This window comes from Vibrio sp. 1078-1 (assembly GCF_033340475.1).
The window spans coordinates 1-763 of the sequence record NZ_JAWOWM010000260.1 but is presented as its reverse complement, the minus strand read 5'-3'; the positions used below and the strand labels follow the sequence as shown (position 1 = coordinate 763).

1 protein-coding gene is annotated in these 763 nt (G+C 48.4%); it reads right to left on the bottom strand.

The annotated features are described in order from the left end of the window. Positions 1–763: DUF5801 repeats-in-toxin domain-containing protein (locus tag R7190_RS26985; RefSeq protein WP_318137813.1), on the bottom strand; the 763-nt coding region annotated here is incomplete at both ends.

The window sequence follows — 763 nt, the reverse complement described above, 5'->3', positions numbered from 1 at the left end:
AACACGAGTGATGGAACTATCGTAAATCGTTGGAACATCATCTGTGATCGTCACAGGAAGATTGATACCAGCGGTATCGCCATCCACATCCGTCGCAAAAACAGGCAGATTGAGCGTCAGTAAATCTTCGCCCTGAACACCATGATCCAGTACGCCTTCTAGCGTGAATTTGTATGTTCCGTCAGCATTTAACACCAGAGTAAATACCGATTTTCCATCTGGCGTTTGACCTTGGTAAGTGTAGTTGTTGTTATTCACACCAGTTTGTACGAGCGTGACCGCTTGGCCGCCTGACGTTATCCCGCTGATTGGGTTGCCAGACAAATCTAACTGGTAAGAAACTATCGTATCCGCGCCTTCTACGCTATCAAAGCTGCCGCTTGCTTCTAGGCTGTCTTTGCTCAGCTCTGAGCCTGAAGGCAAGTCATCTTCATCTAAGAACAACGGCGTCGCCGTTTTGATTTCCGGCACGTCATCCACAAGGGTGATTGGCAAGTTCACAGATGCCGATGTATCACCATCGAAGTCAGTAACAGAAATAGGAATATCTAACGTTAGGCTGTTTTCGCCCAGGCCAGCAGGATGATCCACAGGGCCCACTAACTCAAATTGGTAGCTATTGTCTTTTGCATCCAACGTTAGGGTGAAAATCTGCGTGTTCGTGCCAACAATCACCGCTGCATAGGTGCTTACACCGTCGGCTTCAGAGACCAGTCTTAGTTCCACATCTTGACCATTTGACTGCAAACCAGCGACCGCGCCA